Annotated in this window: 16 protein-coding genes and 6 pseudogenes; 16 read left to right on the top strand and 6 right to left on the bottom strand. The window is 52.1% G+C overall.

The annotated features are described in order from the left end of the window. Nucleotides 1-75: 75 nt before the first annotated feature. Nucleotides 76-267, top strand: a complete 192-nt coding sequence (locus FDW98_RS13330) for a hypothetical protein (protein ID WP_096756937.1) — start codon at nt 76-78, stop codon at nt 265-267. Between the two features lie 50 nt (nt 268-317). On the opposite strand, the gene azoR is transcribed toward FDW98_RS13330, so the two are convergent. Beyond that, nucleotides 318-923: an FMN-dependent NADH-azoreductase gene (gene azoR, locus FDW98_RS13325; protein WP_096756938.1), complete on the bottom strand. Its 606-nt coding sequence runs from the start codon at nt 921-923 to the stop codon at nt 318-320. Nucleotides 924-1,124: 201 nt separating this feature from the next. On the opposite strand from azoR, the gene hrpA reads away from it, so the two are divergent. From hrpA to aldA, 4 genes are all read left to right on the top strand, one after another. Then, complete coding sequence (gene hrpA, locus FDW98_RS13320; RefSeq protein ID WP_096756939.1) at nt 1,125-5,027, top strand: ATP-dependent RNA helicase HrpA; 3,903 nt, start codon at nt 1,125-1,127, stop codon at nt 5,025-5,027. Between the two features lie 125 nt (nt 5,028-5,152). Continuing rightward, complete coding sequence (locus FDW98_RS13315) at nt 5,153-5,713, top strand: GNAT family N-acetyltransferase (protein WP_096756940.1); 561 nt, start codon at nt 5,153-5,155, stop codon at nt 5,711-5,713. Nucleotides 5,714-5,770: 57 nt separating this feature from the next. Next, complete coding sequence (locus FDW98_RS13310; RefSeq protein WP_137398863.1) at nt 5,771-6,568, top strand: YdcF family protein; 798 nt, start codon at nt 5,771-5,773, stop codon at nt 6,566-6,568. Nucleotides 6,569-6,767: 199 nt separating this feature from the next. Next, nucleotides 6,768-8,207: an aldehyde dehydrogenase gene (gene aldA / locus FDW98_RS13305; RefSeq protein ID WP_096756941.1), complete on the top strand. Its 1,440-nt coding sequence runs from the start codon at nt 6,768-6,770 to the stop codon at nt 8,205-8,207. A gap of 42 nt (nt 8,208-8,249) precedes the next feature. On the opposite strand, the gene FDW98_RS13300 is transcribed toward aldA, so the two are convergent. Beyond that, nucleotides 8,250-9,176, bottom strand: a complete 927-nt coding sequence (locus FDW98_RS13300; RefSeq protein ID WP_096756942.1) for an alpha/beta hydrolase — start codon at nt 9,174-9,176, stop codon at nt 8,250-8,252. A gap of 151 nt (nt 9,177-9,327) precedes the next feature. On the opposite strand from FDW98_RS13300, the pseudogene FDW98_RS23655 reads away from it, so the two are divergent. The 5 genes and pseudogenes from FDW98_RS23655 to cybB form a co-directional block, all read left to right on the top strand. Next, nucleotides 9,328-9,462, top strand: a pseudogene (locus FDW98_RS23655) (helix-turn-helix domain-containing protein); the annotation flags it as partial. A gap of 39 nt (nt 9,463-9,501) precedes the next feature. Further along, nucleotides 9,502-10,184, top strand: a pseudogene (locus tag FDW98_RS13290) (hypothetical protein). 238 nt (nt 10,185-10,422) lie between these two features. Beyond that, nucleotides 10,423-10,901: pseudogene (locus tag FDW98_RS13280) on the top strand (Hcp family type VI secretion system effector). A gap of 6 nt (nt 10,902-10,907) precedes the next feature. Further along, nucleotides 10,908-11,180, top strand: a pseudogene (locus FDW98_RS13275) (sugar phosphate isomerase/epimerase); the annotation flags it as partial. Nucleotides 11,181-11,341: 161 nt separating this feature from the next. Then, nucleotides 11,342-11,872 (top strand): cytochrome b561, encoded by a 531-nt coding sequence (cybB, locus tag FDW98_RS13270; protein WP_096756944.1) that lies wholly within the window; start codon nt 11,342-11,344, stop codon nt 11,870-11,872. Between the two features lie 49 nt (nt 11,873-11,921). On the opposite strand, the pseudogene FDW98_RS13265 reads toward cybB, so the two are convergent. Beyond that, a pseudogene (locus tag FDW98_RS13265) lies at nt 11,922-12,238 on the bottom strand (EamA family transporter); the annotation flags it as partial. Nucleotides 12,239-12,615: 377 nt separating this feature from the next. Between FDW98_RS13265 and FDW98_RS13255 the strand changes: the two are divergent. From FDW98_RS13255 to FDW98_RS13230, 6 genes and pseudogenes are all read left to right on the top strand, one after another. After that, a pseudogene (locus FDW98_RS13255) lies at nt 12,616-13,338 on the top strand (mechanosensitive ion channel protein MscS); the annotation flags it as partial. Between the two features lie 249 nt (nt 13,339-13,587). Continuing rightward, nucleotides 13,588-14,007 carry a translesion error-prone DNA polymerase V autoproteolytic subunit gene (locus tag FDW98_RS13250; protein WP_096756945.1) on the top strand — a complete coding sequence of 140 codons (420 nt, stop codon included), beginning with the start codon at nt 13,588-13,590 and terminating at the stop codon, nt 14,005-14,007. Between the two features lie 2 nt (nt 14,008-14,009). After that, nucleotides 14,010-15,272 carry a Y-family DNA polymerase gene (locus FDW98_RS13245; RefSeq protein WP_096756946.1) on the top strand — a complete coding sequence of 421 codons (1,263 nt, stop codon included), beginning with the start codon at nt 14,010-14,012 and terminating at the stop codon, nt 15,270-15,272. Between the two features lie 168 nt (nt 15,273-15,440). Then, nucleotides 15,441-15,716: a metal/formaldehyde-sensitive transcriptional repressor gene (locus FDW98_RS13240; RefSeq protein WP_096756947.1), complete on the top strand. Its 276-nt coding sequence runs from the start codon at nt 15,441-15,443 to the stop codon at nt 15,714-15,716. Between the two features lie 32 nt (nt 15,717-15,748). After that, nucleotides 15,749-16,867 carry an S-(hydroxymethyl)glutathione dehydrogenase/class III alcohol dehydrogenase gene (locus FDW98_RS13235; protein ID WP_096756948.1) on the top strand — a complete coding sequence of 373 codons (1,119 nt, stop codon included), beginning with the start codon at nt 15,749-15,751 and terminating at the stop codon, nt 16,865-16,867. Nucleotides 16,868-17,036: 169 nt separating this feature from the next. Beyond that, nucleotides 17,037-18,725: a methyl-accepting chemotaxis protein gene (locus tag FDW98_RS13230; protein WP_096756949.1), complete on the top strand. Its 1,689-nt coding sequence runs from the start codon at nt 17,037-17,039 to the stop codon at nt 18,723-18,725. Nucleotides 18,726-18,774: 49 nt separating this feature from the next. Here FDW98_RS13230 and FDW98_RS13225 read toward each other — a convergent pair whose 3' ends face one another. From FDW98_RS13225 to FDW98_RS13215, 3 genes are read right to left on the bottom strand one after another with little or no spacing between them, the layout of a single operon-like run. Next, nucleotides 18,775-19,863 (bottom strand): pilus assembly protein FimA, encoded by a 1,089-nt coding sequence (locus FDW98_RS13225; RefSeq protein ID WP_096756950.1) that lies wholly within the window; start codon nt 19,861-19,863, stop codon nt 18,775-18,777. Further along, a complete protein-coding gene (locus FDW98_RS13220) occupies nt 19,860-20,438 on the bottom strand; it encodes a fimbrial protein (RefSeq protein ID WP_096756951.1) in 579 nt (192 codons plus the stop codon). The genes FDW98_RS13225 and FDW98_RS13220 overlap by 4 nt, the downstream gene beginning before the upstream one ends. A gap of 8 nt (nt 20,439-20,446) precedes the next feature. Beyond that, nucleotides 20,447-21,007 (bottom strand): fimbrial protein, encoded by a 561-nt coding sequence (locus tag FDW98_RS13215; RefSeq protein ID WP_096756952.1) that lies wholly within the window; start codon nt 21,005-21,007, stop codon nt 20,447-20,449. Nucleotides 21,008-21,010 lie beyond the last annotated feature (3 nt).

The raw sequence follows: 21,010 nt of genomic DNA, 5'->3' as shown, positions 1-21,010 counted from the left end.
GCAGCGCAATAGTTGCCACACTAGACGGTGTTGATGCTGATATATTCCCTCTCCTGTGTCTCCTGGAGTGAAATCATGTGGCTTCTCAAGTGGTATGTCTGGAATCGTTGGCTGTTCAAACTGTTAAGCCGGGATGTTGCGGAGCCTGAACAATTTTTGTGCCATTGCTGGGAAGAGAATCTGGCGAAATGCCGGGAGTATTCGATAATCTGGCGTGATATCAATCGTATTCACGGCAAGCAGATGCGGATGCGGGCAAAGAAGTAAAATTGGCGTGGGTTAAAAACCCTCCCACCGGATGGTGAGAGGGTGAATTATCAGGCAGCGACGACGCTATCGATAGCGGCTTTGGCGTCAGACTGTGCTTTGGTCGCCACTTCCGGACCGTACGCGATACCTTCTGCGAACACGAAGTTCACATCGGTGATGCCGATAAAGCCCAGGAAGGTCGACAGATATGGGGTAACCAGGTCAGTCGGCGTATCTTTATGGATACCGCCACGGCTGGTGACAATAACTGCACGTTTACCGGTCACCAGACCTTCCGGCCCTTTCTCGGTGTAACGGAAGGTTACGCCAGCACGCGCAATCAGGTCGAAATAGTTTTTCAACTGAGTCGGGATGTTGAAGTTATACATCGGCGCGGCAATCACAATCACGTCATGGGCTTTCAGCTCAGCAATCAGCTCATCAGACAGCGCCAGTGCTTCCTGTTGACGCGGCGTCAGCGGCGTATCGCTCGGGCGCATTGCACCTACCAGTTCGCCGTCCAGTACCGGAACAGGATTTTCCGCCAGGTCACGGATGGTGATGTCGTCAGCAGAGTGCTTTTCACGCCACTGTTCAACAAAATAATCAGACAACTGACCAGACTGAGAGTACCCTGCCAGAATACTGGATTTAAGAACTAATACCTTGCTCATGGGTGTTTCCTTTTATGTGTTTGAAGGGGATGTGCCCCGTTGCTTGTTGACACTTTATTCACAATCCTGCCGCAGTGATAGCGCAATATATCGAATCCTATGTTCGAAATTATTGAACAACACATGAAAAGCGCCGATGTGGTACTCTATACCTATCATCTTAAAGAGATTTAACCCGGCAGAGCACTGCCCTCTAACGCTATGACAGAACAACAAAAAATAACCTTCAACATGCTACAGCAGCAGCTGGAATCACTGATGCTGCGCGACAAACAGCGTTTCTCCCGCCGCCTGCACGGCGTGAAGAAGGTTAAAAATCCTGATGCACAACAGGCCATTTACCAGGAGATGGTAAAAGAGATTGAACAGGCTGCCGGTAAAGTTGTGCTGCGTGAAGCGGCACGACCAGACATTACCTACCCGGAAAACTTGCCTGTTAGCCAGAAAAAACAAGACATCCTGGACGCGGTTCGCGACCATCAGGTGGTGATTGTTGCCGGGGAAACCGGCTCCGGTAAAACCACCCAGTTACCGAAAATCTGTATGGAGCTGGGGCGTGGGGTGAAGGGGCTTATCGGCCATACCCAGCCGCGTCGACTGGCGGCGCGTACCGTAGCTAACCGTATCGCCGAAGAGCTGCAAACTGAGCCGGGCGGCTGCATCGGGTATAAAGTGCGTTTCAGCGACCATGTTAGTGATAACACCATGGTTAAGCTGATGACGGACGGTATCTTGCTGGCGGAGATCCAGCAGGATCGCATGCTGATGCAGTACGACACCATCATCATCGATGAAGCCCACGAACGCAGCCTGAACATCGATTTTCTGCTCGGCTATCTGAAAGAACTGCTGCCGCGTCGCCCGGATCTGAAAGTCATTATCACCTCGGCGACCATCGACCCTGAGCGTTTTTCAAAGCATTTCAATAACGCGCCAATTATCGAAGTCTCCGGTCGAACGTACCCGGTGGAAGTGCGCTACCGTCCGATTGTTGAAGATGCGGACGACACCGAGCGCGATCAGCTGCAGGCGATTTTTGACGCGGTGGATGAACTGGGACGTGAAAGCCAGGGGGATATTCTGATCTTCATGAGTGGCGAGCGTGAGATCCGCGACACCGCCGATGCGCTGAATAAGCTGGATTTACGCCACACCGAAGTGTTGCCGTTGTATGCGCGACTCTCCAACAGCGAGCAGAACCGCGTGTTCCAGTCGCACAGCGGACGCCGTATTGTGCTGGCGACCAACGTGGCGGAAACCTCACTGACCGTGCCGGGGATCAAATACGTCATTGACCCGGGAACCGCGCGTATCAGCCGCTATAGCTTCCGCACCAAAGTTCAGCGCTTGCCCATTGAACCGGTATCGCAGGCCTCCGCCAACCAGCGTAAAGGCCGCTGCGGACGCGTATCGGAAGGGATCTGTATTCGTTTGTATTCCGAAGACGACTTCCTGTCGCGCCCGGAATTTACCGATCCGGAAATTTTGCGTACCAACCTGGCCTCCGTCATTTTGCAAATGACCGCGCTGGGGCTGGGCGATATCGCCGCGTTCCCGTTCGTGGAAGCGCCGGATAAACGCAATATTCAGGACGGTGTGCGCCTGCTGGAAGAGCTGGGCGCAATCACCACTGATGAACAGCAAACCGCATATAAACTCACGCCGTTGGGCCGCCAGCTCAGCCAGTTACCAGTGGATCCGCGTCTGGCGCGGATGGTGCTGGAAGCGCAGAAGCATGGCTGCGTGCGTGAGGCGATGATCATTACCTCGGCGCTGTCCATTCAGGATCCGCGTGAGCGTCCGATGGACAAACAGCAGGCGTCTGACGAAAAACACCGTCGATTCCACGACAAAGAGTCCGACTTCCTCGCCTTTGTGAACTTGTGGAACTACCTTGGCGAGCAGCAAAAAGCGCTGTCGTCGAATCAGTTCCGCCGCCAGTGCAAGCTCGATTTCCTCAACTATCTGCGCGTGCGTGAATGGCAGGATGTTTACACCCAGCTACGTCAGGTGGTGAAAGAGTTAGGGATCCCGGTTAACAGCGAGCCTGCTGAGTATCGGGAGATCCACGTCGCGCTGCTGACCGGTTTACTGTCGCATATCGGGATGAAAGATGCCGATAAGCAGGAATTTACCGGCGCGCGTAACGCTCGTTTTTCGATCTTCCCCGGCTCCGGTTTGTTCAAAAAACCGCCGAAGTGGACGATGGTGGCAGAACTGGTGGAAACCAGCCGACTGTGGGGACGTATTGCCGCGCGTATTGACCCTGAGTGGGTGGAGCCGGTTGCCCAGCATTTGATCAAACGCTCGTACAGTGAACCGCACTGGGAGCGCGCGCAGGGTGCGGTGATGGCGACAGAAAAAGTCACCGTCTACGGGCTGCCGATTGTCGCTGCGCGTAAGGTCAACTACAGCCTGATAGACCCTGCGCTGTCACGCGAACTGTTTATCCGTCACGCGCTGGTGGAAGGCGACTGGCAGACCCGGCATGCGTTTTTCCGCGACAACCTGAAGCTGCGGGCGGAAGTGGAAGAGTTAGAACACAAATCACGCCGCCGCGATATCCTGGTCGATGATGAAACGCTGTTTGAATTTTACGACCAGCGCATCAGCCATGATGTGGTTTCTGCCCGCCATTTTGATAGCTGGTGGAAAAAGGTTAGCCGTGAAACGCCGGACCTGCTCAACTTTGAAAAAAGCATGCTCATCAAAGAAGGCGCGGAAAAAATCAGCAAGCTGGATTACCCGAACTTCTGGCATCAGGGCAATCTCAAGCTACGACTGAGCTATCAGTTTGAACCCGGAGCTGACGCCGACGGTGTCACCGTACATATTCCTCTGCCGCTGTTAAACCAGGTCGAAGAGTCCGGGTTTGAATGGCAAATTCCGGGGCTGCGTCGTGAACTGGTGATCGCCTTGATTAAATCGCTGCCGAAGCCGGTGCGACGCAACTTTGTGCCAGCACCAAACTATGCGGAAGCGTTTTTAGGCCGCGTAACGCCGCTGGAACTGCCGTTGCTGGACTCGCTGGAGCGCGAACTGCGCCGGATGACTGGCGTTACCGTTGACCGCGACGACTGGCACTGGGATCAGGTGCCTGATCACCTGAAAATCACCTTCAGGGTGGTGGATGATAAAAACAAGAAGCTGCAGGAAGGTCGTTCGCTGCAGGCGTTGAAAGACGCGCTGAAAGGCAAAGTGCAGGAAACGCTGTCGGCGGTGGCGGATGACGGCATCGAACAGAGCGGGCTGCACATCTGGAGCTTCGGCCAGTTGCCGGAAAGCTACGAGCAAAAACGCGGTAACTATAAAGTCAAAGCGTGGCCCGCGCTGGTGGATGAACGCGACAGCGTGGCTATCAAATTGTTTGATAATCCGCTGGAACAACAGCAGGCTATGTGGAGCGGGTTACGCCGTCTGCTGCTGCTGAATATTCCGTCGCCCATCAAGTATCTGCACGAGAAGTTGCCGAATAAAGCCAAGCTGGGGCTGTACTTTAACCCGTATGGCAAAGTGCTGGATTTGATTGATGACTGTATCTCCTGTGGTGTGGATCGATTAATCGACGCCAACGGCGGCCCGGTGTGGACGGAAGAGGGCTTTGCGGCGCTGCACGAAAAAGTGCGCGCCGAACTGAACGACACCGTGGTGGAGATTGCCAAGCAGGTCGAACAGATCCTGACAGCGGTGTTCAATATCAATAAACGCCTGAAAGGCCGCGTGGACATGACCATGGCGCTGGGGCTTTCGGATATCAAAGCGCAAATGGGCGGACTGGTCTACCGTGGATTCGTCACCGGCAACGGCTTCAAACGCTTGGGCGATACGCTGCGTTATTTGCAGGCTATCGAGAAACGTCTGGAGAAACTGGCCATCGATCCGCACCGCGATCGTGCGCAGATGCTGAAAGTGGACAGCGTGCAGCAGGCCTGGCAGCAGTGGTTCAATAAACTGCCGCCCGCGCGTCGCGAAGATGACGATGTCAAAGAGATCCGCTGGATGATAGAAGAACTGCGCGTCAGCTACTTTGCCCAGCAGCTTGGTACGCCGTATCCGATTTCGGATAAGCGTATCCTGCAGGCGATGGATCAGATTAGCGGCTGATCACGTTTTTTGGCTTACTTTCGAGAAGCCCGGCTAGCGCAAACAGCCGGGCTTTTTTATGAGTTCTGATAAAAGCAGGTCATGCTGTCACACCATTACTCAGTGTGCGGCTCAGTAGAGTAGCGATGATGATAATAAAAACATTTTCTATTACTACGGACCGACTGATTTTGCGTCCGCAAACGATCAATGATTTTGACGTATGGTATCCCCTGTACGCGGACCCCCATATATTTCATCTCGCGAATGCTCCGGGGTTTACGCCAGAAGAAGGCTGGAATCGGTTGTTACGAAACATCGGTCATTGGGCTACGTTTGGCTATGGCATCTTTTCTGTTTTTCAAAAATACGATGGTCGTTTTTTAGGTGAAACTGGGCTGGCTCATTTTCATCGTAGTAGGGGGCCAGACTTTGATCCTTTCGCCGAAGCATCATGGGTCATTTCACCGTCGGCTCAGGGGAAGGGAATTGCCCAGGAAGCCGCAATCGCGGCTCATCAGTGGTTTGTGGATGCTTTTTCACCTGCCAGAACAGTTTGCCTTATCGCAAAGAATAATCCGGCCTCAGTTCGCGTGGCGGAAGTTGTGGGGTACCGTATTTATGAAGAGTGTATTTATAAAGGTGCCGACTGCCTGAAACTTGTTTGCCAGTGGGAAAATCCACAACCCGCTATTCTTTCAGAGTGATTAACTTCTCGTTAAATTATGCGCGCGGTATTCTGCGAGGAGCAAAGAGGAGGATTTATGAATTTGAGTGCATTTCCGGCACTTTCCGCCACCACCCTTACGGCGATTAACACCGTGGGGCAATGGCTGGCGCAGAATGATTTCGCCGAAAATGTCACGGTTCAGGCTGATTGCGTGATTCTGGCCGGGAATGCGGTGATCCCGACCATCGACGCGGCCTGTCGGATAGCGAAAGAACAACAGATTCCCTTGCTGATTAGCGGTGGTATCGGTCATTCCACGACCTTTCTGTACGCCGCCATCGCGCAGCACCCACGCTATAACACCCTGCGTACCGCCGGACGCGCAGAAGCGGCGATCCTTGCTGATATCGCGCACCAGTTCTGGCACATTCCCGGTGAGACGATTTGGGTGGAGGACCAATCCACCAACTGTGGGGAGAATGCCCGCTTTAGCTGTGCGTTACTGCGTCAGGCAACCCAGACCATGGAAACCGTGATTGTGGTGCAGGACCCCACCATGCAGCGCCGCACCATGGCGACTTTTGAGCGCGTCACGCGTGACGATCCGCAGGCGCCGCGCTGGCTCAGCTTCCCTGGTTTTGTCCCTGCGTTAACGCTACAGGGCGACGGTGTGGATTTCGCACCAACCGCTGAAGGTCTGTGGTCGGTGGACCGTTACCTGTCTCTTATTACCGGTGAGCTTCCGCGTCTGCGTGATGATGAAACTGGCTATGGACCCCGTGGTCGCGATTTTATTACGCATGTGGATATTCCGCCGACCGTCGAACAAGCAGGCTTATATCTGCAACGCGATGGCGCGCTGATTGACTTCCTGAACAGCCGCTCTCTGTAATCTCTGCTGCCCGTTTGTCGCTTTTTTTGTGCAAACGGGCATTCATCCCGCCGGTTTTTTCTCGTCACCACGACGTTGCCTGACGCTTTTATGAAGCGGCTCACAGAACCACCATCGCAGTGGCAATGTGTTATGCATGATTGATATTAATTAACAATAGTTTTACTTATTGAAAACAAATCAATCACAGGAGCAACGCATGTCAGTACCCGTACAACATCCTATGTATATCGATGGGCAGTTTGTGACCTGGCACGATGACGCCTGGATTGATGTCGTCAATCCGGCGACGGAAGAGGTCATTTCCCGTATTCCTGATGGCCGTGCTGAGGATGCGCGCAAAGCGATTGACGCAGCGTATCGCGCCCAGCCTGCGTGGGAGGCGCTGCCCGCCATTGAACGCGCCAGCTGGCTACGCAAGATTTCCGCCGGGATCCGTGAGCGTGCCGGTGAAATTAGCGCGCTTATCGTGGCGGAAGGCGGCAAAATCCAGCAACTGGCGGATGTTGAAGTCGCGTTTACCGCCGACTATATCGATTACATGGCGGAGTGGGCTCGCCGCTATGAAGGTGAGATCCTGCAAAGCGATCGTCCGGGTGAGAACATCCTGCTGTTTAAACGCGCCCTTGGCGTAACCACGGGCATTCTGCCGTGGAACTTCCCATTTTTCTTGATCGCCCGTAAGCTGGCTCCCGCCTTGCTGACCGGGAATACCATTGTCATTAAGCCAAGCGAGTTTACGCCGAACAACGCTATCGCTTTTGCCAAAATTGTCGATGACATCGGCCTGCCGCGCGGGGTGTTTAACCTGGTGCTCGGACGGGGAGAAACGGTGGGTCAGGAGTTGGCCGGGAACCCGAAAGTGGCGATGGTCAGCATGACCGGCAGCGTAGTGGCCGGTGAGAAAATTATGACAGCGGCGGCGAAAAATATCACCAAAGTGTGCCTGGAGTTGGGCGGTAAAGCCCCGGCTATCGTGATGGATGATGCGGACCTCGAGCTGGCCGTGAAGGCGATTGTCGATTCCCGCGTGATTAATACCGGGCAGGTGTGTAACTGCGCCGAGCGCGTATACGTCCAGAAGGGGATTTACGATCAGTTTGTTAATCGCCTGGGCGAGGCGATGAAAGCGGTGCAGTTTGGCAATCCTGCGGAACGTAAGGACATTGCGATGGGGCCGTTGATTAACGCCGCGGCGCGGGAGCGTGTGGAGCAGAAAGTTGCGCGTGCGGTGCAGGAAGGGGCCCGCGTGGTGCTGGGGGGGAAAGCGGTTGAGGGGAAAGGGTATTACTACCCGCCAACGTTATTGCTGGATGTGCGCCAGGAGATGGCGATTATGCACGAAGAAACCTTTGGCCCGGTGCTGCCAGTGGTGTCGTTTGACGCCCTGGATGAGGCGATTGCGATGGCTAACGACAGCGACTACGGTCTGACCTCATCGATTTATACGCAAAACCTGAACACGGCGATGAAGGCGATTAAAGGGCTGAAATTCGGCGAAACCTATATCAACCGTGAAAACTTCGAAGCGATGCAGGGCTTCCACGCAGGCTGGCGCAAGTCCGGTATTGGCGGGGCAGATGGCAAGCACGGTCTGAACGAGTACCTGCAAACGCAAGTGGTTTATCTGCAATCCTGATATTTTTGCCGGGTTGGTCTAGCGACCTACCCGGCATAATCATTACACCTTGCTGGCTATCCAGTTCATCATCATCTCCGGCCAGATGGCCAGCGGCAGTCCTTGCGTATCGCGAATGCCGAACCCGTGCTTGCCCCGTTCAAACAGATGCATTTCAACCGGTACGCCGAGCTTGCGCAGCGCAGTAAACAAGACCAGGCTGTTCTCGACTTTGACCGCTGGATCGTCAATCGCATGCAGCAGGAAGGCGGGCGGCGTGGTGTCATCCGCTCTTTCTTCCAGGGAGTAGTGGTGAATGTCTTGCTCTGCGGGCGTGGCGCCAACCAGCTCAAGACGTGAGCCCGGATGGGCGACACCTTCCCGCAGGCTAATCACCGGATAAACCAGCGCCATGAAAGCAGGGCGAGTGGGCTGTTCATCAATGCTATCCATCGGCGCATACACCGACTCTGCAAAGCGGGTTCCCAGGCTGGCGGCAACGTGCCCCCCGGAGGAAAACCCCAGTACGCCGAGACGGAGCGGATCGATTTTCCACTGCTGCGCGTTGGCGCGAATGTAGCGGATGGCGCGCTGGGCATCGGCCAGCGGTGCGTTTGATGCTTCCTCGTGACCGTCTCCCGGCATGCGATAGGTCATCACAAACAGGGTATAGCCACGCGCGGTAAAGAACGGTGCCAGTGCGCTGCCTTCTTTATCCATCACAACGCGACGATAAGAACCGCCAGGGGTAACCAGGATCCCCACGCCGTTCGGTTTGGCGGGGGCGTAGACGGTAATTTCAGGGGCGCGAATGCCGGTTACCGCGCGGTCGTAGTCTGACGTTCCGGTGTGCCGGGGTTCAGGCGTAAATACCGCATCGCTATTTTTTGCTCCGGGGGCTTCGCCCTGCGGCCATATCGGGTAGGTGGTCGCGTGGGCAACGGCTTGCGCCATCATATTCTCTAATGTTTCACGGCTCAGTGCTTCCATTACGTTGCTCCCTCAGTGGCAAAGGGTAGCTATAACATAATTAATACATTGAAAACGGGGATCGATTCACAACGTCTTGAATTCGCGAGAAATAAAAAGGGGTAAGGGGCTGGATTACGTTATTCCACGTCATGCCTGGACGCGTGGTCACCCAAAGTTGTCAGATAAACAGCAGAAAGAGCTTTGCAGGATGCACGGATGCGGCGAGTACTCAATCAGTGATTTGGCTGAGTTATTTTCCGTTTCGCGACCAACTGTTTACCGGACGCTTTCCCGTGGGAAATAATGAAAAACTGGATTTAGTGAAAATAAGCAAGGAGCGGTTATGTACAACAACAATGAAGTTATCAGTTACCTTCAGGCCAATAAGATCCTTGCATTAAAACTCGACTATGCCGTTTCAGCGGTCGGTCAAAAGGTCACAAATCAAGTTGAAACATTAGGAAAGGGCGCTACCCGCCTGCTTTATTACACGTCCTGTTTTACCGATGAATATAACGATGTTTGCCAGCAGCAAAAGACGGAAGATCTGCGCTTCAGAAATGGCGTTATTCGCATTATCCAGCATGGTGATGTTGTCTATGAAACTACTTTGAAGAAATATTTAAATACAAAACAAATGACCAATTAGAGCACATTAAAAAAGTGCTTATGGCGGTGAATGTTCATATCGCCGCCAGCACTCTTACAGGTGCAGGATACGCTTTAGCTGTCGCTACCAGCGTCCGCATTGGATTGAATCTAAGCATGCAACTCAGCGCCCTTGCGGGCCGAGCGGCTGGTACGGCTGCCGGAGTAGTGGCTACGTATGGTCTGGTTCAGAAAGCGGCGGATAGTGCCCATCGTCTACACGTCCAGTACCCAGCCTATTACTCTGTACTTTACATGCAACAACTGGAAATGATGTATTTCCTGATTGAATCGGTATTCGAGCGCGCGGGAGCACTTGAAGCACAATGGTCGTCTGATTCCAGTATAGCGAATATCATCACCCGGATGATCCGATAGCCATGATTCAATTACTAAAGAAATTCCTACTGTGGCAACTCAGGTTTTTATCATCACTGTACGGGCCTGTGATTCTCACGATTATTTTCGCACTGCTTCAGGGGTATTTTTTTCCTGACAGCCCTGTATGGCTTATAGGCGTATTCGCCATAATTATGATTGTTATTTTTACGCGTTACTGTAAATGGTGACAGCGTCAATATCACAGTTTTTTAATCATCACTGATAAGGAAATTATATGTCTACTCCCGCACATTTATGGCTTGAAGATGAAAACGGATCGCCGATTATTGGCAGTTGTTTAATGCCCCTGCGTTTGGGGTCCATCGAATTAAAATCATTTTCGCATGGTGTAACCATTCCAGTAGATCCCAGCTGGGGCAAACTTACCGGAACGCGCGTTCATAGCCGATCACGATAGTGAAGGAATTTGATCAAACAACACCACTTCTGTACCGCGCTGTCTGCGAAGGCCGCACACTGAAAAAAGCAACGATCAAGATGTATCGAATGCTGGAGTCTGGTATTGAGTCTGAATATTTCAATATCATCCTGGAAAACATCAAAATCACGACGGTTTCCCCTTATCTTGCCCCTAATGGCATGAGCAGCACCCATCTTGAAACGCTTGAATTGCGTTATGAAGCAATTACCTGGAAGTATACGGAAGGTAATATTATCTATCGTGATTCATGGAACGATCGCTGTTGTGCCTGATCACGAAGGAAATCAATTTCCCACGCCAAGGACTGAAAAAAAACTGATGTGGTTATTGAGAAATTCGGCGACGGTGCCGCGGAGCATAACAGCTTCCGTGGGGCCGGTTCGGTGGAGCTGCCAGCTGCCGGCCTCGGGTCACTCAACTATCTGCTGTATGTGGAACGGCTCGCTAAAAACCATCCGAATATTCCGCTGATTATTGAACATGTGGATGAGTCGGATATTCCGCGCGCCAAAAATTTTGTCGATGACGTACTGATGGTGACCGGGACGTAATGCTTCATCTGCAACCGGTATTCCGCTGTACTGGCGGGGTACCGGCAATCGTTATTTTTTGCGGTTACACGTAATCAACGGAAAAGGATCTAACAAAGTTAATGAATTTTTAACAAAAGCTGGTTATGTTGACGCATTATTGTTTTTACTCAGGAAGTGTTATGGGGAATAAGTATTCTGGCCTGCAAATTGGCATCCACTGGCTGGTCTTTTTATTGGTGATTGTGACCTACTGTGCCATGGAACTCCGCGGATTTTTCCCGCGCAGCTATCGTCCCGGGTTCAATATGGTACACGTGTCCTGCGGCATCACGATTTTAGCGCTGATGGTAACGCGCCTGCTGGTCAGACTTAAATATCCGACGCCGCCGATTGTGCCAAAACCGAAGCCGATGATGACCGGTATGGCGCATCTTGGGCATCTGGTTATTTATCTGTTGTTCATCGTCCTGCCGATAATTGGTCTGGTGATGATGTACAACCGAGGGAATCCGTGGATCGCCTTTGGCATCGTTATGCCACATGCGACAGAAGCCAACTTTGATGTTGTGGATATGCTGAAGTCCTGGCATGTGACACTGGCAAAACTGGGCTATTTTGTCATTGGTCTGCATGCCGCCGCCGCCCTGATGCATCACTATTTTTGGCAGGATAATACGCTGCTACGCATGATGCCGCGCAAGCGTTCGTAATGTCGATAATCAACGCCCCGCATTATGCGGGGCGTGTGTTTTGGGCCACTTATTTTTTGATGCTCTGCACCTGAGGGGACCGTTTTTTCAGACTGACGATCGCCAGCGCCACAACAATCAATACAATCCCGCTCCCTTCAACTACGCCGGGCTCTTCACCCAGCAGCCACCAGGAAAACAGGACCCCGCAAACGGGTACCGCCAATGTGCTTAAACTGGCAATACTGGCAGTAAGTTACGCAGGACAAACAGCCATAAACTCCATGCCAGCGCCGTTGCCAGTATGGCGCTATAGCCTAACGCCCAGAAGACCACCGGCTGCCAGTCAGGGCTGCGCTGAGGGACCAGGAAGGCCACCAGGCTCATTCCAGATGAGCGTCAAGGCGACCAGGCCACTAATCGCCAGTGGGTTACTTTTCCCTGCAGTGCTCATGGTGTATCCGTTTTAATGATTTTATGGTGCCACTATACCTGGTTTATGACCGCGATACCGTTTATCGAAAAATCATTGTTTTTTATGACCGCCTTTCTCATCAATAGATTACTAATCATGCATGCACTTTTTTATAAACAATATTGATATGTTTAAAATTGTAAAAATATTGTTTTTTTAACTGCGTCTTTCATCAATTTGTTTCCTATACTTTTTTTGCCGCTAATGAAAGGAGTTCCACCATGCTCAAGACCGTTCCATTTAAACGGACAGTGTTGGTCAGTATGTTTACACATGCGGGATGGTGAGTATGAACAAGGTACTGCTCATTTTTTTGACGTGTTTTATTAGCGCTCTGGTTTTTCCCTCATTCGCGGCGGAGCCCCGACAGCAGCCATCGGAACAGGAACGTGCGCGGACGGTGTATATCTTTCACCAACCGATTGTGATGCTGCAGGCAAAATTTGGCTTAACCACGCCAGAAGAGCGGGTGTTGCGCATCCGTAATACGCTGCGTAATTTTACGCAGGCGGACCTGCGTGAACCGCTGAAAATTGTGCCGATAACCCGCTACAACCAGCCGGGAAGGCTGATCGTCATGAACGGCAAACCGCTGCTGCTGCTGGCGCAAGCCGATCTGGATGAAGGCGACGATCTGACCCTCGATCAGGCCGCTCAGCGGGTGCTGGTGCGCATGGAGACCCAGCGGACGGCGTTGCGCGATCAATTCGACGGCGGTTGGCTGGCGCTGTCTGCGGTGAAAACAGCCGCGGGATTGCTGGGGCTGATTCTTTTTTTCTATGGCGCGTACCGTTCATGGCGATGGGTTCGCCGTTATTACCGGCATCGAATCATTGCTAACAGAAGCTGGCTCCCCCAGCGCTGGCGGCGTTTTACCGGTGCAATCGAGGCACGTTTGTATGCCTTATTGATGATTCTGCTGGGCATAGTCGCGTTGTATGTCTGGCTCAGTTGGGTATTTAGCCTGTTTCCCTGGACGCGTGTCTGGGGAACATCTCTGGGTGATTGGTCAAGAGGCGGATAAAACACAACGTGAACGGTTTCAGAAATAGTTAAATTCAGCGCAGCTGATGGTGTGGGTTGGCTGAAAAAACGTCAACATTTGGGCCTCCCGAAATAATTTACAAAACCGATATTTTTAACCGCAACCCATACTTACACGTGAGATGGTTAAGCAATAAACAGCGCCCGTCTTCCCATCACTTGATTGCATGCTTCACTACAACTACTGTATATAAAAACAGTATGTGAGGGATGCGTCATGATGTTGTACAGACCTTCAGAGCCGCGCGAGGCGATCGCGCTACCCCTTTTCAGTTATGTTGTCGCGTGCGGGTTCCCCAGCCCGGCACAGGACTACGTGGAGCAGCGTATTGATCTGAATGCCTTGTTGATCAAGCACCCCAGCGCGACCTACTTTGTGAAAGCGGCAGGCGATTCGATGGTTGACGCCGGGATCAATGAAGGCGATCTGTTGATTGTTGACAGCGCCAGAACCGCCGCTCACGGGGATATTGTGATTGCCGCGGTGGACGGTGAGTTTACAGTAAAATGTCTCCAGCTCAGACCTACCGTGCAGCTTAATCCGATGAACCGCGACTGGTCACCGATTCGGATCAGCAGTGAAGATACGCTCGATATCTTTGGTGTTGTGACTTTTATCGTCAAATCGACGGGGTGAGAATGTTTGCGCTCTGTGATGTAAATGCATTCTATGCCAGCTGTGAGACCGTGTTTCGCCCGGATTTGAAAGGCCGCCCGGTGGTGGTGCTATCGAATAACGACGGCTGCGTCATTGCCCGCAGCGCCGAAGCCAAAGGGCTGGTAACAATGGGCTCACCTTATTTCAAACAGAAAGAAATTTTCCGCCGACACGGGATTGTTACCTTCAGTAGCAACTATGAACTGTACGCCGATATGAGCCAGCGGGTGATGACCACCCTGGAAGAGATCGCGCCACGGGTGGAGATCTACTCAATTGATGAGGCGTTTTGCGATCTCTCTGGGGTCATGAATTGCTGCAATTTGGCGGCGTTTGGACGTGAAATTCGACACTCGCTGCACAAGCGCACGCATCTGCTCGTCGGCGTAGGTATTGCGCCCACCAAAACCCTCGCGAAGCTGGCGAACCATGCGGCCAAAAAGTGGCAACAGCAGACGGGCGGAGTGGTGGACCTCTCGAACAGGGAACGCCAGCGTAAGCTGATGGCGGCGCTTCCGGTCGATGATGTTTGGGGCGTTGGTCGCCGTACCAGCAAGAAACTCGACGCGATGGGTATCAAGAGTGCGCTGGATCTGGCGGATACCCACACTGACGTTATCCGCAAGCATTTCAGCGTGGTACTGGAGCGTACCGTACGTGAACTACGCGGTGAACCCTGCCTGGGGTTTGAAGAGTTTGCAGCGGTGAAGCAGGAAATCATCTGCTCAAGATCGTTTGGTGAGAGGCTCACGGATTACAATGCCATGCGGGAGGCGATTTGCGCCTATGCCGCGCGTGCAGCAGAAAAATTGCGCGGGGAACACCAGTATTGTCAGTTTATCTCTGCGTTTATTAAAACCAGTCCATTTGCCCCGAATGAACCTTATTATGCTAATAGCGCGTCGACCAAATTGCTGATCCCCACCCAGGATAGTCGGGATATTATCAATGCGGCAACACGCTGCCTGGACGTTATCTGGCGAGACGGACTGCGCTATCAAAAAGCGGGCGTGATGCTGGGGGATTTTTTCAGTTCAGGCGTGGCGCAGTTGAATCTGTTTGATGACAATGGCCCTCGACGCAACAGCGCGGAGTTGATGATCGTGGTGGATCGGCTCAATAAAGAAGGGCGCGGAACGCTCTGGTTTGCCGGGCAGGGAATAGAACAGCAGTGGAAAATGAAACGAGGAATGCTATCCCCACGATATACCACGCGTTTTGCGGATTTGCTGCGGGTGAGTTGATTGTATAAAACAGGGAGATGTTATTTATTTTCTGGAGACGCCCCGCATTTATTTAATTACCCGATACCGGCGGTCAATTGCGCCTCTCCTCATGACCCCATAAATTTCACCGTTTACACGGGGCTATTAAATGAAATACCATACCCCCCTATAGTATCCGGAGGGCGTATGCCGCATTCACCTGAAGACAAAAAACGCATTCTCACTCGTGTACGACGTATTCGTGGGCAGGTTGATGCGCTCGAGCGCGCGCTGGAGTCCGGCGAACCCTGTCTGGCGATCCTGCAACAAATTGCCGCCGTACGCGGCGCATCCAACGGCCTGATGGGCGAAATGGTTGAGATCCACCTGAAGGATGAACTGGTCAGTGGGGAGACCTCCCCGGACCAGCGTGCCGTGCGTATGGCTGAAATCGGCCATCTTCTGCGCGCTTATCTAAAATAACACCATCACCTCGCAATAATGGGAAGAGACAAATGAAATCACGTGCTGCAGTTGCATTTGGCCCCGGCCAACCGTTAAAAATTGTCGAAATCGACGTCGCGCCGCCAAAAAAAGGGGAAGTGCTGGTTAAAATCACCCACACCGGTGTGTGCCATACAGACGCATTTACGCTCTCGGGCGACGATCCGGAAGGTGTATTCCCGGCAGTACTGGGCCATGAAGGCGGCGGCATTGTGGTTGAAGTGGGCGAAGGCGTCACCAGCCTGCAACCGGGTGACCATGTGATTCCGCTGTACACCGCCGAATGTGGCGAGTGTAAGTTCTGTAAATCTGGCAAAACCAACCTCTGTCAGGCCGTGCGCGCGACCCAGGGTAAAGGTTTGATGCCAGACGGCACAACGCGTTTTTCTTACAACGGCGAGCCGATTTATCACTACATGGGCACCAGCACCTTCAGTGAATATACCGTGTGCGCAGAGATCTCGCTGGCGAAGGTCAATCCACAGGCACCGCTGGACAAAGTCTGTCTGCTGGGCTGTGGCGTTACCACCGGGATAGGCGCCGTCCATAACACGGCAAAAGTAAAAGAAGGCGACACCGTGGCGGTGTTTGGTCTGGGCGGTATCGGTCTGGCGGTGATCCAGGGCGCGGTACAGGCAAAAGCCGGGCGCATTTTAGCGGTCGATACCAACCCGGAGAAATTCAAGCTGGCCGGTGAAATGGGTGCGACCGATTTCATCAATCCGAACGATTACGATAAGCCGGTGCAGGATGTGATTGTTGAGCTTACCGACGGCGGCGTGGACTTCAGCTTTGAATGCATCGGTAATGTGAACGTGATGCGTGCTGCGCTGGAGTGCTGCCACAAAGGGTGGGGCGAGAGCATCATCATTGGCGTGGCGGGCGCTGGGCAGGAGATCAAAACACGTCCGTTCCAGCTGGTGACCGGACGCGTCTGGCGCGGCTCCGCATTTGGTGGTGTAAAAGGGCGTACGCAGCTGCCGGGCATGGTCGAAGACGCAATGAGCGGGAAAATTCAGTTAGATCCGTTTATTACGCATCGCCTGCCGCTGGAGCAGATCAACGAGGCGTTCGATTTAATGCATCAGGGTAAGTCTATTCGCACTGTTATCCACTTTGGCGATAACTGATCCATCCGCCAGCGGAACTCTCCGCTGGCACTTTCCTGAATTTTTTAGAATGATGTTGTGAAAGTGTGACGAAACCGGCGCTTTTCGCGGTAAGCAATCCTGGCGGATTGCCGATGACTATCTATCGGGCGTGTTTTCACGCATAAACCCTACAAGAGAGTCGACGGTCATGGACAACACAACATCGATGCAGGCCCAGCATAAACTGGGTTTCCTGCATCAAATCCGACTGGTTCCGCTGTTTTCCTCCATTCTCGGTGGCATCCTTCTGCTGTTCGCCTTAAGTTCCGGGCTGGCGAGCTATTTTCTTATGCAGGCCGACCGCGATCAGCGCGATGTGACTGATGAAATTCAGGTCAGGATGGGGTTATCGAACAGCTCTAACCACTTGCGCACCTCGCGTATCAATATGATCCATGCTGGTGCGGCGAGTCGTATTGCCGAAATGGACGATATGAAGGCCAATATTGCGGAGGCGGAAAAGCGGATTAAGCAGTCGCAGGAGGGCTTTAATGCCTATCTGTCTCGGGCGGTGAAAACGCCGGCAGATGAAGCGCTGGACGCTGAACTGAGCGCCAGTTTTAAAGCCTATATTGACGGTTTGCAGCCGATGCTCAAGTACGCCAAAAACGGCATGTTTGAAGCGATCATTAACCATGAAAATGAACAGGCCAGACCGCTGGATACCGCCTACAACAAAGCGCTGCTGAAGGCCATTGAGATCCGCACCGCAAGGGCAAACCAGCTCAGTGAGCAGGCCCATCATCGGACACAAATTGGCATGGTCTTTATGCTGGGCGCATTCGGTCTGGCACTGGCCTTAACGCTGATGACGTTTATGGTGCTGCGTCGTACCGTGATCCATCCGCTGCTGCGTGCAGCCAAACGTATTGAGCAAATCTCTGCGGGCGATCTGACCATGCAGGATGAACCTACCGGACGTAGCGAGATTGGTCGTTTGAGCCGTCATTTGCAGACCATGCAGCAGTCTCTGGTTAAAACCGTGGGAACCGTGCGTCAGGGGGCAGAAGAAATCTATCGCGGGACCAGTGAAATCTCTATGGGGAATACGGACCTGTCATCGCGCACGGAAGAACAGGCTGCGGCGATTGAACAGACGGCGGCCAGTATGGAAGAGCTGACGGCTACGGTGAAACAGAACGCTGATAACGCGCATCATGCCAGCAAACTGGCGGAAGATGCTTCCGGCAAAGCCAGTCGGGGTGGTCAGATGGTTTCTGGCGTGGTTCATACCATGGGCAACATTTCGACCAGCTCGAAGAAAATCTCTGAAATTACCGCCGTCATCAACAGCATTGCTTTCCAGACCAACATCCTGGCGCTGAATGCAGCGGTGGAAGCGGCGCGAGCAGGCGAGCAGGGGCGCGGCTTTGCGGTGGTAGCCAGCGAAGTGCGTACACTGGCAAGCCGTAGTGCCCAGGCAGCAAAAGAGATTGAAGGATTGATCAGCGAATCTGTACGGTTGATTGATCAGGGTTCCGGGGAAGTGGTGGCTGCAGGCAATACCATGACGGATATCGTCGATGCGGTAAAACGCGTGACCGATATTATGCTGGAGATCGCTGCCGCCTCCGATGAGCAAAGTCGGGGCATCGTGCAGGTGAGCCAGGCGATTTCAGAGATGGACAAAGTCACGCAGCAAAACGCCTCGCTGGTCGAAGAAGCGTCTGCCGCAGCGGCCTCGCTGGAAGAGCAGGCCGCACGCTTAACCCAGGCGGTTGGCACCTTTCGCCTGCAGGGCACAAGAGCGATAAAACGCGTTGCAGCCGTTGTTAATCCAGCATCTTCAACTCCACGGTCAAGTGCGATAAATACGGATAATTGGGAAACTTTCTAATAGGTCAGCAATCCGGTAATTCGGTTCTCTGAATTACCGGGTGACTCGCTTACTTATAGGTTGCGCTAATGGTTCCTGAGGCCGTGAACACACCGGGGGTATAATTATCACAGGTACTGTTATTGCTGGCTGAAGTGCAGGTGAGCAATGCTGCCATGGGAATATCTTTCGATGAAACGATACTGCCAAAATTAATAGTAACCGAAGAATTGCTGTCATTCGCCGAGAGGTATTTTCTCGATGAGTCTTCCCAGGAAATCGCAACGCCTCGACCACCCGCAGCGGATGTTCCGGTGGTGGTATTGGCGAGAATTGATAAGTTAGAGTTGTCGTATATTGCCTTCGTAGACGTTAGCTTTAGGGTAACACTCGAAGCATTAATGCAGTTGCTGTTTTTTAAAGTGAAGTTTACTCGCGGTTTTTCATTACCAACATCGCCAAAATCGATAGTAGTAGGAGAGACGGACAAATTGCAGGTTGGAGTAGCAAATCTAACGGTGAAAGATGAGTTATTTAATAAAACGGGAATCTGTTGATCTGTATCACTTGCCGAGCCAGCGCGGAACCGACCAAGTTCACCACTGATAGCTGGATGAGCGTCACCTACGGCAGAAACTGTCCCTTGCTGCCAAATTTCTATAGTTAAATCTGCATAGCTTTCTTCGGCAGTCCAGGCAAAGTCAAGCAGGCGAGTAACTGCGGTTGAGGAAGGTAAATAAACCTTTCCATAATTGCTCCAGGATGATTTTATATATACAGCGTAATATATTCCAGGTAATGTTGTTGGCCAAAATCCTCTATTATAGGTATAGTTGTTAGTGGTGTAACTGTCGTATTTTACACCTTGAGTATTTAAGGCCCATCCATACCAATCAGAACCATCATTACCATTATTGCAACTAACTGTAGCAACTCTGCCAAAAGGAAAAGTACCTAATAATGTGGGGGTTGTACTCGATGGATTAAAACTGTTTACGGTTAAAGTTCCTACATTTATTGTGGTGTTTTTTATATTTTCAAAATAACACTCTCTGGCTTGAACTCGGCATGAAAATATACCTATCAATAGAGAGGTGGTTACAAATAATAAACGCGCAATAAAAATAGACTTGCTTTTCGGTTTTTGGAATATTTTCATTTATAACTCACGCTGATTTGTACTTGGCTTAACACACCGCCTGGAGTGACTGGTTTTGCTGAATCCACTTTTTGAAAACGAGTCGGAAAGGTGATGTCAGAATAGGTGGTTGAACCTTTATAGTTAACAATATTGACGGCAGAAGTATTGTCTTTATTAAGCACATTAATATAAGTAGGTCTGGTCCTCCCCTCAAAGACCACAACGCCCACATTTCCAGCTACAGTCATCGGACCGGTATATTCATTGGGGAATATCTGATTGCCGTTGAGTTGCGCTTTTTGTGGCTTAAAGCTTACCACCAGCGTTTTGGCGACGGAACCGGAGTCACAACGTACGCTGACCTTCAACGGCTGTGTTGGCACGTTGCCCACTTCGGTAGCCGATAAGTTGGCCCATGCGCCACCGGCTGCAAACTCACTCGCCTCCACGTCGCCTAAATTTACGTCGGAGGCGGCAATATCACAACTACCGGTGACGACTTCTGCATTTATCGTTAAGACATTGGTGTTGGTACTTGTCTCGGCCCATAACGGCGTGGATATCAGTAATAAGACTGCTGGTATAAATTTCACGCTGGCTCCTACTGATAGGTCGTGGTGAATGTTAATGTCGCACTGTATATCCCTGAAGTCTGAGGCGTGCCTGGATAAGATGTTGGGCGTAGAAAGAGGGACAATGGCAATTTACCGTTGCTGCGCTCTGTGCTGCTCCAGGTTATTTTTTCAGTGTTGTTTACGCCGAGTGGCAACGGCGTATTGAGATTGCTGGTGCGATACAGCACGCTCGCCACGCTTACCTTGCCTCCTTTCATTTCTGTCGGATATCCACTCCATGAAGAACTGGCCTTTGGTAAGGTTTGCATCCAGTTCAGCGTCTGCGAGGTTTTCGTTCCGGACTTCGTGATATAGCAATCACTGTATTCCAGAGAAAAATCTTTTCGAGTATTGCTACCCTGAGCTTCTATTTCGGCCCATGTTAATACGCCAAAGTCGATAGTCTGATTCACCGCCTTACTACTTCCGACCACAATATTAATGGTACAGGTTGTGGCGAGTAAGTTGGCCTTGAAATTCACCGTCACATCCGCGGCGAAAAGCGACGGGCTACATAACAACAGAGAGATAAGCATGACACGGCGCATACG

Source organism: Citrobacter sp. wls711, from assembly GCF_005281055.1.
Taxonomy (GTDB): domain Bacteria; phylum Pseudomonadota; class Gammaproteobacteria; order Enterobacterales; family Enterobacteriaceae; genus Citrobacter; species Citrobacter gillenii.
The sequence above is the reverse complement of the archived record's forward strand: the minus strand, read 5'-3'. Positions and strand labels throughout refer to the sequence as shown.